Origin of the sequence: Occallatibacter sp. (genome assembly GCF_049510455.1) — a bacterium.
GTDB lineage: Bacteria > Acidobacteriota > Terriglobia > Terriglobales > Acidobacteriaceae > Telmatobacter.
Genome location: NZ_JBEKYX010000083.1, coordinates 1 through 16,370, shown reverse-complemented (window position 1 = coordinate 16,370; position 16,370 = coordinate 1). Strand labels below are relative to the sequence as shown.

General features: G+C 54.2%; 21 protein-coding genes and 1 pseudogene. 7 read left to right on the top strand and 15 right to left on the bottom strand.

Annotated elements, in window-relative coordinates; all coding sequences use genetic code 11:
* Window positions 1-447 precede the first annotated feature (447 nt).
* Both ABSG47_RS15295 and ABSG47_RS15290 read left to right on the top strand, forming a co-directional pair.
* Entirely contained in the window at window positions 448-1,125 is a 678-nt protein-coding gene (locus ABSG47_RS15295; protein WP_424170560.1) for a response regulator, read from the top strand.
* Window positions 1,106-2,575, top strand: coding sequence for an ATP-binding protein (locus tag ABSG47_RS15290; protein WP_424170559.1), 1,470 nt, complete (start codon window positions 1,106-1,108; stop codon window positions 2,573-2,575). Before ABSG47_RS15295 ends, ABSG47_RS15290 begins: the two co-directional genes overlap by 20 nt.
* 167 nt (window positions 2,576-2,742) lie before the next feature.
* Here ABSG47_RS15290 and ABSG47_RS15285 read toward each other — a convergent pair whose 3' ends face one another.
* From ABSG47_RS15285 to ABSG47_RS15275, 3 genes are read right to left on the bottom strand one after another with little or no spacing between them, the layout of a single operon-like run.
* On the bottom strand, window positions 2,743-3,090 hold the full coding sequence (locus ABSG47_RS15285; RefSeq protein ID WP_424170558.1) for a hypothetical protein: 348 nt from the start codon (window positions 3,088-3,090) through the stop codon (window positions 2,743-2,745).
* The gene (locus ABSG47_RS15280; protein WP_424170557.1) at window positions 3,087-3,659 is read right to left on the bottom strand and encodes a hypothetical protein; all 573 of its coding nucleotides are present in this window, start codon (window positions 3,657-3,659) and stop codon (window positions 3,087-3,089) included. Before ABSG47_RS15280 ends, ABSG47_RS15285 begins: the two co-directional genes overlap by 4 nt.
* A gap of 51 nt (window positions 3,660-3,710) precedes the next feature.
* Window positions 3,711-4,595: a transporter gene (locus ABSG47_RS15275; RefSeq protein WP_424170556.1), complete on the bottom strand. Its 885-nt coding sequence runs from the start codon at window positions 4,593-4,595 to the stop codon at window positions 3,711-3,713.
* A 106-nt stretch (window positions 4,596-4,701) separates the two neighbouring features.
* Between ABSG47_RS15275 and ABSG47_RS15270 the strand changes: the two genes are divergently transcribed.
* A complete protein-coding gene (locus ABSG47_RS15270) occupies window positions 4,702-5,046 on the top strand; it encodes a PadR family transcriptional regulator (RefSeq protein WP_424170555.1) in 345 nt (114 codons plus the stop codon).
* A gap of 64 nt (window positions 5,047-5,110) precedes the next feature.
* Here the strand turns inward: ABSG47_RS15270 and ABSG47_RS15265 are convergent, their stop codons facing one another.
* A complete protein-coding gene (locus ABSG47_RS15265; RefSeq protein ID WP_424170554.1) occupies window positions 5,111-5,527 on the bottom strand; it encodes an ArsR/SmtB family transcription factor in 417 nt (138 codons plus the stop codon).
* Between the two features lie 78 nt (window positions 5,528-5,605).
* On the opposite strand from ABSG47_RS15265, the gene ABSG47_RS15260 reads away from it, so the two are divergent.
* The gene (locus ABSG47_RS15260) at window positions 5,606-6,478 is read left to right on the top strand and encodes an arsenite methyltransferase (protein ID WP_424170553.1); all 873 of its coding nucleotides are present in this window, start codon (window positions 5,606-5,608) and stop codon (window positions 6,476-6,478) included.
* Window positions 6,479-6,483: 5 nt separating this feature from the next.
* Window positions 6,484-6,957, top strand: a complete 474-nt coding sequence (locus ABSG47_RS15255) for an arsenate reductase ArsC (RefSeq protein ID WP_424170552.1) — start codon at window positions 6,484-6,486, stop codon at window positions 6,955-6,957.
* Between the two features lie 363 nt (window positions 6,958-7,320).
* On the opposite strand, the gene ABSG47_RS15250 is transcribed toward ABSG47_RS15255, so the two are convergent.
* Window positions 7,321-8,187 carry a nucleotidyl transferase AbiEii/AbiGii toxin family protein gene (locus tag ABSG47_RS15250; protein WP_424170551.1) on the bottom strand — a complete coding sequence of 289 codons (867 nt, stop codon included), beginning with the start codon at window positions 8,185-8,187 and terminating at the stop codon, window positions 7,321-7,323.
* Window positions 8,184-8,915, bottom strand: coding sequence for a type IV toxin-antitoxin system AbiEi family antitoxin domain-containing protein (locus ABSG47_RS15245; protein ID WP_424170550.1), 732 nt, complete (start codon window positions 8,913-8,915; stop codon window positions 8,184-8,186). The genes ABSG47_RS15250 and ABSG47_RS15245 overlap by 4 nt, the downstream gene beginning before the upstream one ends.
* Before the next feature lie 226 nt (window positions 8,916-9,141).
* On the opposite strand from ABSG47_RS15245, the gene ABSG47_RS15240 reads away from it, so the two are divergent.
* Together ABSG47_RS15240 and ABSG47_RS15235 are read left to right on the top strand one after the other, a co-directional pair.
* Complete coding sequence (locus tag ABSG47_RS15240) at window positions 9,142-9,423, top strand: ribbon-helix-helix domain-containing protein (RefSeq protein ID WP_424170549.1); 282 nt, start codon at window positions 9,142-9,144, stop codon at window positions 9,421-9,423.
* 62 nt (window positions 9,424-9,485) lie between these two features.
* Window positions 9,486-11,366 carry a Piwi domain-containing protein gene (locus tag ABSG47_RS15235; RefSeq protein ID WP_424170548.1) on the top strand — a complete coding sequence of 627 codons (1,881 nt, stop codon included), beginning with the start codon at window positions 9,486-9,488 and terminating at the stop codon, window positions 11,364-11,366.
* Here ABSG47_RS15235 and ABSG47_RS15230 read toward each other — a convergent pair.
* From ABSG47_RS15230 to ABSG47_RS15190, 9 genes and pseudogenes are all read right to left on the bottom strand, one after another.
* A complete protein-coding gene (locus ABSG47_RS15230) occupies window positions 11,326-11,700 on the bottom strand; it encodes a hypothetical protein (protein WP_424170547.1) in 375 nt (124 codons plus the stop codon). The two genes, ABSG47_RS15235 and ABSG47_RS15230, sit on opposite strands and share 41 nt — an antisense overlap.
* Window positions 11,660-12,010 (bottom strand): site-specific integrase, encoded by a 351-nt coding sequence (locus ABSG47_RS15225; RefSeq protein ID WP_424170546.1) that lies wholly within the window; start codon window positions 12,008-12,010, stop codon window positions 11,660-11,662. Before ABSG47_RS15225 ends, ABSG47_RS15230 begins: the two co-directional genes overlap by 41 nt.
* 360 nt (window positions 12,011-12,370) lie before the next feature.
* Window positions 12,371-12,556: a hypothetical protein gene (locus ABSG47_RS15220; RefSeq protein WP_424170545.1), complete on the bottom strand. Its 186-nt coding sequence runs from the start codon at window positions 12,554-12,556 to the stop codon at window positions 12,371-12,373.
* 538 nt (window positions 12,557-13,094) lie between these two features.
* The gene (locus tag ABSG47_RS15215; RefSeq protein WP_424170544.1) at window positions 13,095-13,469 is read right to left on the bottom strand and encodes a TrbG/VirB9 family P-type conjugative transfer protein; all 375 of its coding nucleotides are present in this window, start codon (window positions 13,467-13,469) and stop codon (window positions 13,095-13,097) included.
* A 42-nt stretch (window positions 13,470-13,511) separates the two neighbouring features.
* A pseudogene (locus ABSG47_RS15210) lies at window positions 13,512-14,153 on the bottom strand (TraG/VirB4 family ATPase); the annotation flags it as partial.
* A gap of 110 nt (window positions 14,154-14,263) precedes the next feature.
* A complete protein-coding gene (locus tag ABSG47_RS15205) occupies window positions 14,264-14,533 on the bottom strand; it encodes a VirB3 family type IV secretion system protein (RefSeq protein ID WP_424170543.1) in 270 nt (89 codons plus the stop codon).
* A gap of 9 nt (window positions 14,534-14,542) precedes the next feature.
* Complete coding sequence (locus tag ABSG47_RS15200; RefSeq protein WP_424170582.1) at window positions 14,543-14,851, bottom strand: hypothetical protein; 309 nt, start codon at window positions 14,849-14,851, stop codon at window positions 14,543-14,545.
* A gap of 210 nt (window positions 14,852-15,061) precedes the next feature.
* A complete protein-coding gene (locus ABSG47_RS15195) occupies window positions 15,062-15,673 on the bottom strand; it encodes a LysR substrate-binding domain-containing protein (RefSeq protein WP_424170581.1) in 612 nt (203 codons plus the stop codon).
* Window positions 15,642-16,037, bottom strand: a complete 396-nt coding sequence (locus tag ABSG47_RS15190; protein WP_424170542.1) for a LysR family transcriptional regulator — start codon at window positions 16,035-16,037, stop codon at window positions 15,642-15,644. The genes ABSG47_RS15195 and ABSG47_RS15190 overlap by 32 nt, the downstream gene beginning before the upstream one ends.
* Window positions 16,038-16,370: the final 333 nt, after the last annotated feature.

Sequence of the window (16,370 nt, the reverse complement as noted above, 5' to 3'; positions counted from 1 at the left end):
GTCTCAGGTAAGTCTTAGTCACGCGTGGTAGGCCCTCAGCTCGGAATGAATTATGTGTCGCGTGTATGGCTTCAGAACTTGGACCACGAATCGACGACGATCCGGCGACGGTCGACTGCTTGAGAACAGGATCCGTATTCTCGATCCAGCGACTACTCTTTGAGACGAGACCTCTGTTTCTTTGATAGCACTTTATAGGAGTGGAATAGGATGACGATTTGTTCATGGAAGAGGCAATCAGCGGAGCGCTTAATGAACTGGAAGTATGCGGACCCTAAATCGGTCGTTCTGCTCACCCTTGCGGCAGGATTCGTTGTTCCGGCCATTCTTGTCTTAGTCCGGCCATTCCCGATTCGTCCATCGTCGAGTGGACGCAGATGACCGAATCGTCATCTTGCAGACCCCTGGATCATTCGAATCGCGAATCAAGATGTCTTACCATGAATTATGCGACTTCTGCTGGTCGAGGATGAGCCCGAGATTCAGAGTTTTCTGAAACAACCTCTTGCCGACGCAGGTTACGAGGTGGATGTCGCGAAGGATGGGCGAACTGCTATCCAACTTTCCTCTGGCAGCAAATATGATGTTCTGATCGTGGACCTTGGACTTCCGGATCAAGATGGCATTGACCTGATTCTTCAACTTCGACGCTCTGGCATGAGCAGCCCAGTGCTTATACTTTCCGCCAGAAGATCGGTTGACGATAGGGTCAAAGGTCTGGAACTAGGTGGCGACGACTACCTGACCAAACCCTTCGCACTTGCAGAACTGCTAGCAAGATTGCGCAACCTCTTGCGGCGCAATCTTGCTACGAGTGAGGAGGCGACCCGTCTCCGCGTATTGGACCTGGAGCTGGATTTCATCAGTCGTAGAGCATCTCGCGGTGAAGAAATCTTAAATCTAAGTCCGCAAGAATTTGTCCTTCTGACGTATCTGTGCCGACACGCTGGACGTGTTGTTACTCGATCGATGCTCCTCTCCGAAGTATGGGGGATGCGAATTCAACCCAATACCAATGTTGTTGATGTGCATATCTACCGCCTGCGCGGCAAGGTGGATACAGAAGGCCGTGAGCCGCTGATAAGGACTTTACGAGGTATTGGTTATGTCCTCAAAGACCGCTAATCCAGTCATGCGTAGCGCCGCATGGCGTATTTCCCTTTGGGCAACTCTGGCATTTGCCATTGGCATAATGCTTGTTTTTGTCATGCTTCACCGCTTCGTAGCGAACGACATTCAGCGCAGGAGTGACGCGTGGCTAACTGGAGAGGTTGCAGTCCTCGGTGATGTGGCGGGGCGAACACCAAAGGACCGCCTCTACGGTCGGGTAGTGAGAGAGGTCGCGGAACTTGCAAGCAGAGAGGTGCCAAATAAACTCCGCTCCAACAGCAATGAGAACGGCTCCGTTTTTTTCCTGCAGGCTGGAGACGATGGGACTCTAGAGCTTTGGGTAGGCGCTGGTGACGGGTTGCCTAACTTAGCCGCGATTCGTGCGCGGAAGTTCATTTCTGATGTTCCGTACGACTTGAATGTCCAAGGCTTCAATCATCCTTTTCGAGTGGCATCGGTGCGGCTCGATGATGGGAGCCACATCTATCTTGGCCTTTCAGAACGAGATGAATTACGTGTACTTAACAATCTGCGCTTCCGTCTTTTCTGCTTCTGGCTGCTCATCGTGCTGTTCGGGTCCGCAATTGTCTTCTTCGTGACCAGGCGTATGCTTGGTCATGTTCGCGAGATCACCGAAGCTGCGTCCAGGATCGGGCAATCTGATTTGAGTAGCAGAGTTCCGACCAGCAAACGGAACGATGAAGTGGGGCACCTCGCGCTAACGCTCAACCACATGTTGGACCGAATAGAAAGCTCCGTGTATCAACTGCACACCATCACTGAGTCTCTCGCCCATGATATTCGCAGCCCGTTGACGGCAATTCGAGGAAAGCTGGAGATCGTTTTGTCGGGCGATCTAAAGGTTGAGCCGAGCGAGCAGATCGTCTCAGTCATCGATGAACTGGATCGATTGTCGGAGTTCCTGAATACATCGCTCGACGTTGCCGAAGCGAATGCTGACGCGCTTAGACTCTCACGTACTAACGTCGATCTCGACGGATTGGTTCGAATCATGATTGACCTGTACGAGCCGTCCCTGTTGGAGAAAGGAATTCGAGTGAATCTGCACACCGCAGGTCCTGTAACGGTACTGGCAGACGCTGCTCTTCTTCACCGAGTGATCGCAAACCTTCTCGATAATGAACTCAATCACGTCCCCGCATCGTGCACGGTTTCCATAACACTTGGCGCAACCGAGGATGCTGCGACGCTGGTTTTGGAGGACGATGGCCCCGGATTTTCTTCAGAGATCGGACCGCAGGTGTTCAAGCAGAGAGTGAAAGGAAGAGACTCCAAAGGGCATGGCCTTGGGCTTGCATTTGTTGAAGCCGTAGTCCGCGCTCACGGGGGAAGTGTGACGGCATCGAACCGTCCAAACGGAGGAGCTTCGCTGTCGATCACTTGGCCTCGTAATATCGAAAAGAAGATCGAAGCTTCTCACTCTCTGACGCTGGTCAACGGGTAGGCACATTGCGAACCTTGCACAAATTAGTGCAGCGATGATTTAGTGGTGCCGCATAATCTTCCCTTTTGGATGTGGGCTCGCAGGATGCTCCAGGAGGGGCGTCGTGAAGAATCTTGCGGAAGCATCGCCATCTTGAAACTCCGAGCGAATTCAGAAAAAGCGTTCGGTCAAAAAAGATCGACGACAGGCGGAAATGTCAGCATGAGGCTCAGTCCCAGCAGAGCAAGAGCAACGACAGAGATGCGCCCCACGCCGACGGTCCTGTTTCGCCAACGCCATTCCAAAATCCCCCAAGCGACGAGCCAGATAAGGATGGCAGTCGTGGTGACGCCGGAGAGTGGACCAGTCGGCTTGTAGAAAATTAGACTGTTCTTGACCGCTGCCAACTTGTCGCCGGCGCAAGCTAGTACCGCAAGAGCGAAGGACCCGATGCCGGCGGAAAGAATGGCGGCAGCGCCGGAACCGTTTGTCAGGACCGAAGCATCTGGTGAAGCGGCGCTATTCATCGGGTTCATTTTTCTTCTCCCTGAATCAGTTGAATTGTGAGACCGCCCTGAACCGGCGCGTACTTGTTAATCATCGCTCCGAAGAAGCCCGCGATCGCCGCAGAGACAAACGAGATCACCGCGAAGGAAAGCACCGCAGAGCGAAGCTGCCGATGATTCCTAAGGTCGCGGCCATACCGGATCAAGACGAACGTGACCATCGTGATTGAGATGGGAGCAAACCAGGCGACATGCTCCTTCCATTCCATGCCAAGGGAGTGCCAGCCGACAGTTGCGGGACTCGAGATCAGCAAGCCTTGAGGGAAAATTGAAAGGTCGGTCGTCCCAGGCGGTGGCGTCGCGCGATACCAAGGATAGATAACATATGCTCCGGTAAGCACTGCGACCCATGCGAGGACACACATTGCACAGAGGTAAAACTTCAGAAAGCGTTCTTGGCCGGGAGTGGATTCGAGCGGCGCGGCCGAGGTGGTAAGGCGATAGATTTGCACGAGTGCTCCTGAACACGCCAGGAGATAAAGCGCACCGAATCCCAAACCATGTACCAATGTCCAAAGAGCGCGTGCCGTAATTTCCATATGTCGTATCCTCCGTCTCGGGCGGACTTGGAACTGGCCGGGTTCTGCAGGTCATTCAAATGCCGCGCCGCGCATCGGCCCTCGCATCCAGTTGTTTCGGGCCGAGTCCTTCTTGTCGTCATCTTTTGACTTGTCGTCGCTTCCGCCCCAGGTCCAATACATGCCTGCGTAGGCATAGTTCTCCGTCTGCCCGGCGATGGAATGGCCGTAGCAGAACAAGAACTGTTCATTGGGGTTGTGCTTGAAGTGGAAATAGCCGCCAACATCGATCATCGCCGAGCGTTCAGTTTGAGCGGCGGCAAAGCCTTCGCGCCCGTGTGCAAACAGTTCCGCGCCCAGTTCCCACCGCTCGTTCAATTCCCGTTTCACCAGCCATCCGGCATACGGGAAGTCTCGATAGTTGGCCTGCGGGACTACCTGGTAGCCTCCGCCGCCATCGAACAGCCATTTGCCATAGTTCTTTTGCAACCAGACGGGTAGCTTGTACCAGACCTTGCCTACGCCAAGTCCCTTGTCATAGCTTCCAGTCGGCATTTCAAACATGGTGAAGGTGCCGATTTGCGGAACGTGCTTGGTCTCCTTGATGATGGCGAGCTTTACGCCAAGTTCCATGTCCGTGAGACCGAATGCGCTCGGCCCGGTTCCTCCGGGCAGGTAAACAGGATTGTTTGACGGAAAGACGCCTCCCCAGGGCAGGATGGCGTGTAGTTGAACTCTGGGAACAGCCCCCCAGTTGAACTCGAAGGCTGGTCCTGTCGAGTCAATCTCAGCCGGTGTGCCATCGACGCCGCCAAAGATATAGAACTCGTAGTGATGCAAGTCTACCGGTACCGGATCGTCGGTTTGATACGGAGGGCCCTGCGCCCACAAGCGTGAGCCCGCCAGCGTCAGCAGAATTAACGGCATCAGTTTCAGGCAGCGACTCCACCCATTCATCGGCGCTTCCAGCCTCCATCGAAAATTAAGATGTGCCGAGATTATCGAATTTCGATATTACACTATCGATATTCGATTCGGGTTAAACCAGAGGTATATTTGATCTGTGTCCAATCATCAGCGGGAACTCTTTTTCGGCCTGATCCGGATTCATGTGCTCGTCCATGCATCCCATGAACCCATTTTTGGGCAGGCGATGATGGAGGAGTTATCCCACCACGGATATCGCATCGGGCCGGGTACTCTTTACCCTCTTTTGCATGGCCTGGAGCGCGGGGGACTTTTGAAGTCTGTCCTCAAGAATGTTGGAGGGCACAGTCGACGGGTGTACAAAATCACGTCTGCCGGCAAGAAGGCTTTGGACAAAGCAAGAGTTAAGGTCGATGAACTGCACCAAGAGCTTCACGAGGAGAAACTTAGAGAGATTGCAAACCTTGTGAAGCGTGATTAGCGGGCGTTCAGAACTCGAATTTGAGAGAAATACTGAACGCGGCAACTAGATTGATTTCGTCAGTTCAATAGGCGCAGGGACTCGCTGCTTCGACAGGAACGGGGAGCGGAGCACCCTCCAGTGCGGATACCCTCTGTGGGGCGCAGCACGCCTTGTTCAATTCCGTTGCGTCAGCTTGCATCGCCTTATCATCGTTGAGCACGGACAGCGTTTCACTGAGGATGCGCGCGGCTCCAGCGTGATTCGGCGCTACGATTCTGTAATGCATCCATTTCCCCTCCCGACGAGCAGTGACGATTCCGGCGCGCCGCAGATAAGCAAGATGCCGTGAAATCTTGGGCTGGCTTTGCCCGAGGATCTCGACGAAATAGCAAACGCAGACTTCCTTGCCGTTCATCAGGTTCAACAGCCTGAGACGGGTGCGGTCCGCGAGCGCCGCAAACAGCAGCGGTAGGTCATAGCTCTTAAGGGAAATACTCACACTCACATTATATACGCCTTGACAGATACGTCCAATTCCAAATACATTCGCTTTAGCATATGCGAGGAGATGCCCATTATGGAATCGACGACAAGGATTCAGGAACAGGTAGAGGAAAAGTACGGAAGTGCCGCCCGCGCCGTGGCGGAATCCGGCAGCGTGCAGGCATGTTGCGATCCCGGTCTTCGGTGTTGCGATCCGATCACCACCAACCTCTACAGCGCCGATCAAACCGGGGTCATTCCAGAGAAAGCTGTTCTGGCTTCTCTTGGTTGCGGAAACCCGACCGCACTGATCGATCTTCAAGCTGGAGAAACTGTTCTCGATCTTGGCTCCGGTGGCGGCATCGATGTGTTGCTTTCGGCAAAGCGCGTCGGCGAAACCGGCAAGGCATACGGCCTAGACATGACGGACGATATGCTGGCGCTTTCCCGCGAGAACCAAAAGCAGGCAGGCGTTACGAATGTTGAGTTTCTAAAAGGTGAAATCGAGAATATTCCTCTGCCTGACAACTCTGTCGACGTCATCATCTCGAACTGCGTCATCAACCTCTCAGCCGACAAAGATCGTGTTCTCCGTGAAGCCTTCCGCGTGTTGAGGCCAGGCGGACGGTTCGCAGTTTCCGATGTCGTGGTGCGAGGTAGCGTGCCAGAAGCTATTCGCAAAAGCATGTTGCTCTGGGTAGGCTGTATCGCAGGCGCGCTCGAAGAGAGCGAGTACATCGCCAAGCTGACGGGCGCCGGGTTCGAGGATGTAACGGTCGAGCCGACGCGCGTTTACGGCGTAGAAGACGCCCGGCAGTTCCTCACCGAGGCGGGCGTTGATGTGGACGCGATCGCTCCCCAGGTGAATAACAAGTTCTTCGGCGCCTTCATCCGGGCTAACAAACCAAAAACTGTCTGCTGCCAACCTGGTTGCTGCACACCTGCTGTCGCAGGAGCGAAGGAATAGAAATCATGGCCGTTCATTACAACGTTTTGTTCCTCTGCACCGGCAACTCTGCGCGCTCGATCATGGCTGAAGCAGTCCTGCACCATAAAGGCAAGGGCGAGTTCACGGCTTACAGCGCTGGCAGTCATCCGACCGGGCAGCCACGATCGGAGGCACTTCAGCAGATCGAATCGGCTGGACTCTCGACGGCTGGCCTGCGCAGTAAGTCCTGGGACGAGTTCTCGGGGCCGGATGCGCCGAAGCTCGACTTCGTTTTTACTGTTTGCGACAACGCGGCAAAAGAGCAGTGTCCGTTCTGGCCGGGGCAGCCGATGACGGCGCACTGGGGTATTGCAGATCCCGCAGGAGTCAAAGGAACTCCGGAGGAGATTGCCCGTGCGTTCCGTGATGCCTTCACTGTGCTTGATCGGAGGATCGGGCTGTTGCTCTCGTTACCTGTCGAAGTACCGAGCTGCCATAAGCCAGCAGGTGTTCGGTGAACGCGGATAGCCGACGAAGCCGCCGGTGGACACCCATCGGCCGCATTCTGGGTCGAATCGCGTCGCCCGGACCACAAGCGGTATCAGTCGCTAGTGGAATCGTGGCAGGTACATGATCGCCATATTTTGCTGCCTTTCGCCGATATTCTGCGACATTACGGACTTTCCCCCCGCGTTCTTCCAGACCTGACGACTGTCTGGGACGATCTGTCGATACCCACATTCGAAGTTGTGCGGGTGGGGATTTGCTCTCGATCTTGTCTATGACGCGATTGGGGATTTGCTCTCGATCTTGTCTATGACGCGATCGCTAAATCCCTCCAGGATGCAATGGCACTGCTTCAATCGGTTCAGCTCTCTGAATCACTGTAAAAGTCCAGGAAAGCGTTTCTTCCGAAGGTCCTCAATGACCATCCCCGAAAGCTTCCATGCATCGCCCGGTATGCGGACAATCAGTTGATTCCAAACTGCCCCGAAGGCATTCAATGCCGCCTGTTCATCAAAGTGAACTCCGGTGGGAAGAAGAGGACCGATGTCTTCGGTCAAGCTCCGCTCCAGTTTTCGTAGCATTCGCTCCTCGGCCGCGGCGCGATGGATTGGTGTGCCCTCAAGCTCCAGGTAGTGATCGAAGCAGGTAACAACCTTCCCGCGATCCAATTTCAATTGCTTCAAACCTTCATACAAATCGAAGAGGTCACGGTTTTTGCGCCGCTGCAAGAGAGCCCGCAGCTTAGTCCCGAAGAGCTCTTCCGGCTCGAACGAAACGATCTCCGCTTTGCCTTGATGCCAGCGGCTATCGACCGCAAATAGATACTCTTTAGGCCCAAGCAGGCATACGTGCTCGCGGGTATTGATCTCGACTTTGAGCTTGAGTTGAGTACTGGCATCCGCCTCGGAAGCATATCGAAAGATGAGGTGAATGGAATGCCCCGCCTGCTCTCTCTTGCAGTCACCAAGCCAGGACAATGCCTTTCGGATGGCGTCGATAGTTGTTCCTATTGGTTCAGCGTTCGTCTGGACCAGGTCAACGTCTTCGGAATATCGCAACGGTTGCGAGAAAAGCAGCTTATGCAGCGCGGTCCCGCCGCGGAACGCAATCTTGCCTTTCAGTTCCTGGGCATTGAACAGGTCGCAGAGAGCGCGGCTGATTATAAGGTCTTGCTCGACTTGCCGCAGATCGGGCCAGGGAGCGTTTGCGGTCCATTCCTGAAGGTATGCATTCGGAATCAAAAATCTACCTCCACTGACTCATGAATCGTCAGTCGCCACTTCACATTCTTCTCTTCATCCACGCCAGAGTTCCCCAGAATGGGTTTGATAGCCGGATCGAGGGGCTTGAAGGACTTCGCTTTTCCCGCAAACGGCTCCAGTGCCTTTGATTGCGACTGATGGCCTGCAAGGTCGAGCAGGTAGCCCAGCCGGCGAACTGAAGAGTTTTCATAAAATCCTGCGAGCATTGCGAGCTTGCGCGGCGCCGCTTTGGCTCCGATGTCTTTGACCACCTGCGCCACTCCGTCGATACCAGATGCTTTGTGAAAGTACCGGACGCAATCCAACAGGGTCAATTCGATCCCAGCAACCTTCGCAAAGCCGTCAGGGGTCTTGATCTTGTCCAGCCAATCCAACTGGTTGACCTGCTCGAAGATCTCCGGTGCTTGATAGACGAACTGAAGTTGGTGTCGGCCGATTTGGAATGAACGGAGCTGCTTGGGGACCACAACCTGAAAAACCATCGCAGCCTGATGAGACGATCCATGGAATGCTGCCGCTCGCAGCAGAGACACACGATAGTCGATGCCTTGATGCGCCATGAGAGGATCGATCCAGCGCGCGGGATCAGGCGCTCCGCGGTTCCGGTCTTCCGGTCGAATGATCAGATAGAACTCATGACGAGCGGTCGCCAGCTTGTGCTTCTTGACCAGCCTCTGGGCAGCGGCGGTAAACGCCGATGGCGACAAGTCCAGACTGCTCCTAGCCTCTTCCCTAGAGAAGTGTGATCGCCCTTGAGCGAGCTGCTGATCGAGATAAGATGCCAAAGACCTCATCCCCCAAGCATATACCAAACTTTGCGATAAGAGTGTACTTTTGCATATATTTGGGGACAAACAAAGCGGAAAAATAACCAGGTTCTCCCACCTCGGGTTCCTCGCTGGCGGACATAGCGCCTCTCCGATTTTGTGAAAGATGCGGAAAAGCTGGCCGCAAACTCACCGCAATGGTGAATTGTGGTGCTATATTATTTATGTCCAAGGGGATCAGGTGATAAGAGGCGCAAAGCGGAAAGAAAAGGTAACGGTTTCTCCGGACGGCCCGCCGGTCCGCGCCACCATCAGTTTCCCGCCGGACCTTTATGAGGCGATTGAGACTATCGCTATCCAGAAGAAAGTGTCCCTGGCTTGGGTTGTACGCGACGCCGTCGAACAGTATGTCGCAGACAAATGGCCTTTGTTTAAAGGCAAAACGTGACGATGGCGCCGTGTGTTGAGTTTTTCTCGAAATACGGAAGAAGTGCGATTTAGAAAGTTCGAATGCCAAATCTCGGGACAGCATCAATCGACGGACAAGACGGTTATCAGATTCACCTCAACTTTTTGCCGGTTGAGACGAACGCAACGGCTTGCCTTGTCTATCGTCGTCTCAGTGTCTCGTTCCAAGAAGAACGCCCCACACCTGAAGCAACAGCCCACAAGCTGCCCAAAGATGATGCTCGCGAGGAAGGGTGGCAATCCTATTGGGTACTCCTACAACCCGCAGAGGGCTTTGAAACCTTTGAATACAAATTTTCCTGGAATGTGGATCTTACCCGACGCATCTTGTTCGGGTGTTTGAAACATTCCGTTGCAGCGTCGTTACAGCCACTGCAGTACCAGTTTCCGGCCAACAGCTTCATCCAAGAGGTGTCGCTCATTATGGCGACTCATCCCGAAGGCGATGAAGTGCTTGTTGTGCAGCCATATTTTCTAAAGGCTTCACGCCAAAATGGATTCCTCGTCGACTTTCATTTCAAGCTGCGCAGTGGCATTCCGTTTGGGCGTAGGATTCAGCAACTAAGTCTGAGCCTCGACAAGAACTTTAGACGGAACGTCGATTACTATGTCGACCGTTCCTCAAAGGTCCGACGTTTCTTAGAAAGCAGATGGCCGTTATTCGAGGGGATGACTTGGCCCGGTACTTCCGATCCACTGAGAATCTCGAAAGATTTCGTAGCACTTCCCGCAGAACGGCTCCGTCCAAAGATATATGTCTTCGCTGGGGCGAAAGAATCAAGGAGTCAGTTCTCTGGTCTGCGTGAGTTTGGGCCGCTCCAACCGCTCGAAAATCCTCCGCGATTGCTATTCGCGTTCCGCGAACAAGATCGCCAAGCTGCTCGTCGACTTGCGCTTTCTTTGAGAGGCCAGAAGCAACGCGGCCAATACAATTTTCCCGGCTTCAACGAATTATTCAAAACGCCATTGGAGATTGACGCCAATCCTATTGTTCTACCCGATCTCAGCTCCGCATCAATGGAAGTCGCTTTGCAACGTGCCAAAAGTGCACGCATGACGTCGCCTCGGATTCTGCCGGTTATCGTTTTGCCGAATGGTGACGACAATGGTTATCTCGCACAAAAGGCCCATTTTTCACATGCCGGCATGCCTACCCAAGTATGTACGCTCAGGATTCTCGAAGATGAGGAATCACTGAAGTGGGCAATCGCCAATCTTGCTCTTCAAATTTTCTGCAAAGCGGGCGGAAGGCCATGGAAGGTGCGGCCGACAGCCGAACGGTCCCTAATCATCGGCATCAGCCAGTCTCACAAATCGCGGATCGTTCATGACCAGGTGCATATCGACAAGTATTTCGCGTTTTCGGTGCTCACGGATAGCAGCGGATTGTTTCAGCAAATCCAAGTTTTGGGGGACTCTACGGATCACTCGACATATGTGGAGGCGCTTCGCGCGAACCTGAAGCGAGTACTTGAACAGAACGCTGGCGCATTTAACCGTGTAGTAATCCACACATCGTTTAAGCTCAAGCACGACGAAATCAGAGCCATACAGCAGACTACGCAGGATGTGGCTTCTGTAACAGACCGCTCAAAATGTAGATTCTCTGTTATCAAGGTCAATCACAAGAGCCGATTCTTTGGGATCAACCGCAGCGTCAATAGTCTCGTCCCCTACGAGGCCACAAAGGTGCGACTCGGTCCTCATGAGTATCTAATCTGGTTTGAAGGCATCTATCCCGACAAGCCAAACGTGACAAAAGCTTTCCCAGGCCCCACACATCTCCAGTTTCTGAGAGTGGACGACGAAAAGCCTGAGCCCGCGGAAGAGCGGGAACTACTGCAAGATTTAGTGAACCTGTCCGGGGCGAATTGGCGGGGATTCAACGCGAAAAGTTCGCCTGTATCTGTCCACGGCTTTTAATGTGAATGGGATCGATGCTGCACCAATCGCCACCATGCCACTGACAGATGACCGACACGGCCTCCGCAGCCAGGGTCCTGTTCCAGTCGGCTGGCGAAGTGATCTCCGGATGCGTCTTGCCGAGCCATCTTCCAACGTTGAGCAGGAAATAGTAACTCTTGTTCCTGTTCTTAAGCGAGTATGTGGCTCGGTCGTACCAGAGGCGGCATAGCCTGCACCACTCGCCGGGGACACCAATGGTAAGTGCAGGAGACAGCTTCTTGTCCTGTACTGGACGCTTGATCTCCATCGACTCAGGAACGGTTGCGAATCGGCTCGCTCCGCGATGCTTCAAGAATGCTCTTCCAGTCCTCCTCGTTCGGAATCCATGGCAGCTTATGGTGCCTGGCGATCAGAGGTCTAGCTGTACAGCCGTTGGTTGCGGGGTTGTTCGAGCGCACTCCTTCTTCCATCAGATATGCATGGAAGAGCCGAACCACGGTAAGCATCTGCTGGATCGTTGCGTTCGCAGGTGGTCCACTCGCGGCCTGCTGGACAGAAGAAAAATAGAACGCGATCTCACTGCGCGTGATGGCTGTGCATGAGGTCTGATGCGATCCGACGAAACAGAGATATCGTTCAAGACAACGCGTATAGGCTTCCAACCATTGGATGCACAAGCAGAGAACGTCTTGATCACATTTAGCGCCGAAGGAGTGCCCATTGCGTCGACAAAGCTCAGCGCGAGTGGGTTGCGTGCTCTCCGCCTAGACGAGTCACCAGTGCTTACGGGCATCACCGACGCTCACGACTTGATGCTCAAGCGTCACCGAACAAAGCATCATTTCACAGTTTGAGGACATTCCATCAGGGGGCTTCGTGCAAATTTAGTGGGTCTAAAGCCTACAATAGAATTTCACAAGATTCCAATCAGATAATCTCCGGGCATTTCGGCCTGACAGTGTAGGTCAGGTGGGCACATCAAAATGATCGATTTGTTTCTTACTGCCTATGACCCGTCGGACCTACCTGGAAGTAGTATCGATCCCCTCGGCTTTGAACGGGGATATCTTTTTCTCGCAGACAAGATCCTTCCAGGGCTTACCAACGTCGCGTCTCATCCTCGTTATTTCGCCCTTCTTTGCGCGGGGATTTACCTCAGTGGCGACGCCGCTGACGATCGGCGGGAGGTCGTTAAGAAGCATCGCCAAGAGATCATTCTCCGGCTAGAGCGTTTTTGGGCTTTGGCTAATGTGCTCGCTCGACCAGACGATTCAGGCGGCGTTCGCGGCGTCACCTATGCGCATGCCTGGGCTCAGACTCTCCAGCGATCGGCAGCCACTAGGACCACTGCGAACTATCCTCTCCTGTCTCGCCAGAGTCAATACGGGGCCATCGGCATGTATGGAAATGTGGCCAGCGGAATGCGGTTTCTGAATCGCGAAGACCTTTCTCTGACCCCTGCGCTTGGCGAAGTCGCGGCTGAGGCTTTCTGTGATGAGACTAAGCTCCCGAATACGTTGCGGCGAGCGGTAGTCGAAGATGGCGACGTCTCACTCGCAACGCTAAAAAGTTGGGGCCACGAGGCGCATGTCGAAGCCGAGGTCAAGGCAACCGAAGCCAAATGCCTTTCCGAGGCATTACATGGAAACTCCGTTCGATCTCGTACCGCCACGCTTCTCCTCCAGCACCCAAGAAAGAGCGACCAGGAAACTGAAATGGACCGTCTCAAGAGAATAGGGCGAGCACTCAGAGGAAATAATGAGTGCCAAGATCTCCGGGAGGCAATTCAGTGTATTCGTTGCCGTGGTCGGAGACTATGTGAATGTCCGTCGTTGCATTGGCGAGCTTAGGCTTTACGCTGATAAACCTGCTAGCAACGTGGCCGGCATCGAAGACCCAATCCACGGTGTCCCCGCCGAAAACGGTTGCGACCTTCTCCTCGTCGGGAAGCAGGATCAAGGTCGATTGAAGGAGGCCCGCGCGGATGGTTGGTGGCGTTTGTGCCTCGGAAACCGTGACTGAACGCGGGGCGCTCGGCTGAAGGCGATGTGGGGCGGGGGCGGGAGACGCATGGGCGATCCCGCAGGCAAACGAGAGGAGAGAGGTAACGGCGAGGATCATCGGCGGTTTCATAGGGCCCCTTTTGGTGGTGGAATGAGCTCGTTATACTGACTCGCCTTGGGCAAAACGAGCGATGCCCTCGGATAGTCCGTATTTCTCGATCAGCTTGGTGCGGCGTACCCGGTCCTTGGGCTTGGTCGAAAAGGTTGCGTAGCTGCGGCTGTCGAGGTTGAGGGTGACAACCTTCGTCAGCCCATCACGCCGCATGTAAAGTCCTTCGCGGTCTTGCAAGCTCTCAAAGAGAGCGAGCTGCTGCTCGTTCATCTTGAAGAGTTCGGCATACCGTTTCCGGTTGAACGTCGCGTCCTTCAGAAACAGGAACGACGTGCAGGAGTTCACGATGCTGTCGGCGTTGGCTCCGAGGTCGTCGGCAGATTGGCCGATCATGGTCACGCCGCCGAGGTTCTTGCGGACAGTCTTGATGGACGCAAGGGCACCATCCAAGAGCTGTTTGTTCTTCATCGAAGAGAAGATCTCTTCGATGAGGATGTGCTTGGGAACGCCAAGATTGGCAGGGTTGTAGAGAACGTCATTGATCCGGCGTAGCAACCACACCATCAACGGCTCGATAAGGTCGGCGTACTGCTCGTTGTTCACACCCTGGAAGTCGAAGCATTGCAGGCGGGAGAACGATAGGCTGTCCTCTACGTTGTCAAAGACGGCGTTATAGATGCCCTTGCCAACCGTATCCGCCACCTTTCAGTGCGAAGGTATTCGGCCCGACGAAGCGTGAGATCGGAACGATGCTGCAGGCGGCGCCTGCCTTCGCGAACCAAGGAGTATGTTTAAGTTGTTCAGTATTTGCGCGGGTCATAGTAGCTCTTCTGGCCGAGGCTTAGGCCCCAGAGTTGAAACATCTTTGGGTGATTGCGGACGATGAGCCATGCGCCGCCTGCAAGAGTTGGGAAACTGAGAATGGCCAGCATTCGGAACCCAGCGAGAAAAACCGTTACAGTCACAAACACGATGACCATCCACGTCGAGAGCTCAAGTCCGAGCTTGGCCCTCGGCCTGTTCAATGCCTGATTGATCGGTAACGGTTCTCCCCGCTTGGTAGTGTGCATGGCAGCCTCCTACATCGACTGCCCGGTGAGGGAACCAATCCAACCCGCTCCCCATCCGAGTATTCCGGCACCAAACAGCGCGCCGAAGAGGCCAGGAATGGCGTCCTGAAACCGACCGCTCATCATCCGAATGCCGGCGAAGATCAGGCCGCCAAAGCAGATGACAGCGCCCGCATAGATGGCGAACGTTTTGAAGGTCCCCATAAGGGTTTGCGCACCGGAAAAATCCATCGTCCCCTGTGCGTGAGCAGCCGACGCTAACGTAAGAGCAATAAGGGTGGGTGCCAGCGTGCGAGCAACGCGGGCGAGGGATTGCATTGTGAAGGGCGAAGCCTTGGGCGTGCCAAGGCGATTGCGGGGGGATACGACACGATTCCTGCTGATCATCGGCATCTCCATCGACTGAGTTTCAGTCGTGATATGCCGCAATATTGGGCCGGATGTTGCCCGCGTGTCTAATACTTCTTAGGCATCGGGTGATGCCTTTGGCGCGTTTAGAGGCGTCTGAATCAGCGATTCGACTGGTCTTCAGCCTGTCCTTTTCTGCTGCGATGGACGTTGCAATTCCTTTACACTTGCCGGCCCTTTTCTCTGGGTAGTGGGAGTTGCGGAATGGAGAAATGTCCGTCTCAAATGCTTGGCAATTACGGGGACAACTCTCGACTTCGGATTTCGCGAAAATACTATCGCAGTATCGAATGTCCAATCGACTCCGATAATCGGTCGAGTAGTGACGCCGTCCATCATCGGAGTTCCTTCGCGAACGAGGGCGAAGCCCTCTCCATTCTTCACGGCTTCCAACATCTCTTGTGGATGGGAAACATGAGCGTGTTCCTCAAACCATACGCCGAGTTCTCCGAGCAATTCGAGCAGCCTCGCATGGGCCGCGGGATGCTGAGAAGGACTACGAAACACGGTTAGATTGTGAGTCAGATCGCTGGCGCTTAGGGCGGACTTCTTTGCAAACGGGTGATCGACTGGGAGACACACGACGAGCCTGTCTCGTTTGAGGATTTCGACCCGCACACTCTCGTCTGTTACCGGCAAACTCACAATTGCTGCGTCCAGGTGATCGTGGACCAGTTCCTTAAGCAGCGGGGCGGTGTTGTCACGGAGAAGTTTGATCTTCGAGCCAGGCACCAACTCTCTTTGCAATTGAGCGGCTCTTTCGCAGATCTTTTTTATCGACAAACGGCGTGCATCCGATCCGAAGCGTCTCCGCCTCGCCGCGCTCGATGGCTTCGAGGGCTGCAATTGCTTCATCTCGCGCCTCAAGCAAGTCCCCGAAGATGATCGGCAGTGCTTGGCCGGTCGGCGTAATCTCAATTCCGCCGTGCTTCAGCTTTCGATAGATATTGAGCTTGTAATGGTCTTGGAATTCCCTGGCCTGCCGGCTCAGAGAGGGCTGGGTGATGTGCAGCGCTTCCGCAGCAGCCCTGACGCCCTTGTGCTTAACAATGGCGAGGAGATATTTGAGATGGCGGAACTCAGCATAGTCGTCCAAGTCATGTATCTCCTACAACAGGGCATTCCGGTGAATCCTCCGACTGCTAAAAGGTTGGATGTGGAAAAAACTTTTGCTGTTGTATATCTATGTCCCTCAAATACTGAACTTTACCGCCAAAAACTAGTTACGAAAGGCACCGCCCGAGAAAAAGTCTGACGCCTCCAAGGCATCAGCCGGTGCCTAAAAGGTATTGGACAGCCTTTTGACGCGCGCTCATTATCGCTCCCAAAAGTGCCTATCTGTCCCCGGAGGTTTCCAATTGTTTCCCAATCAGAGTCACCATCCACCGACCCCAGATTCGGTCCCATCGGATCGAAAGCCCGTCGCGAG